This is a genomic window from Bartonella queenslandensis AUST/NH15 (assembly GCF_000312585.1).
Taxonomy (GTDB): Bacteria; Pseudomonadota; Alphaproteobacteria; order Rhizobiales; family Rhizobiaceae; genus Bartonella; species Bartonella queenslandensis_A.
In genome coordinates this window covers 1-1,185 of record NZ_HE997984.1, presented here as the reverse complement: position 1 = coordinate 1,185, position 1,185 = coordinate 1, and the positions used below count along the sequence as shown (strand labels likewise).

The following is a 1,185-nucleotide window of genomic DNA, read 5'->3' as shown; positions in this document are numbered from 1 at the left end:
CGATCCTCCCCTGATTGTTTCAAGATGAGCCTTTAAACGCGCTGCCGGTGTTCGCCACCACTCCTTAAAAAATTGACCAATTGGACCAGTAGATGAATCAGGATTTTTCTTAAGTATCTCAAGCGCCGAATTTATTGCCTGTGATGTACTTTCTCTCATAATTTTAGCATCTGCTATTTGTAATTTTTTCAACTGTTCACGATTTTGCATATCTTCATATGCTTTACCACCTTCAACCGTAACATATCTATATCCACCTGGTGCATTCGGATCCTCCACAAGCATCCTACCGTCACTGGTAAATTGGGGATTCCTATTTCCACCGTTGTTCTTTTGTGCAAAAAACTCATTCAACGCATATTTATTTCCAGCCATGAACCTCGCTTCTTCTTCGCTATAGCCTTTGGACTTTAGATACTCGACGGTCTGGTTAACCTGACCTCTTTGTTTATCGCCTTCATGCAAATTCTTGAGCCCCTTTGCAAAAAGTTGCCATCCAGATTCATCTGGACTTGCCGTTATCGCACCCATAAGAAAATCATCAATATTTTTACTGACATCAGACTGTGAAAAACGAGAAAGTTTATCCCCAAAATTAGGTTTTGGTTCAAGGCGCTGTTCCTGTAGTGTAACTGGTTCTGTTGGAGCGGATGTATTAGATGAAATGTCCACTTTTGGAATCGGAGGGGGGGTATTCTCCTCACTACCCATCTCAGCAGGACGAATATAACCTACTGGAACAGGAGAAGAGGATCTTATATTATATGGATTATTCATAGAAATCATACTAGGAAGGACTGGTACTTGATGTATAAGTGGTACTTTTAGGTCTTTATCCAGTCTTTGACTGTCCTGTATTCCTTCCTGCAATCGCTCTGCTATCGTTTTAAGTCGTAAACTTCTATCTTTCGGATTAAAATCGATAAAAACCATTACATCACCCCTTTAAACCATTTGTTTTTCTGAAATTCTTAAAACATACCTGCAAACTTTGGTGCATTTTCTGCACCCTTCTTTAATCCAAAAATCACCGTCATGGCATTCTGCCAAGGATTATTTCCTTGCATCATAGAAGCTGTATTATTATTCATCGTCGTGCCATAATTCCTTGCAAAGCCATGACCGGCGTTCATAAGCATATTCAACCTATTCCAGCTGCTATTATCTTGTTCCATCCAACGTTCC

General features: G+C 40.1%; 2 pseudogenes. Both read right to left on the bottom strand.

The window, feature by feature from the left end:
- A pseudogene (locus tag BN338_RS12940) lies at positions 1–933 on the bottom strand (hypothetical protein); the annotation flags it as partial.
- 38 nt (positions 934–971) lie between these two features.
- Positions 972–1,185: pseudogene (locus BN338_RS12035) on the bottom strand (hypothetical protein); the annotation flags it as partial.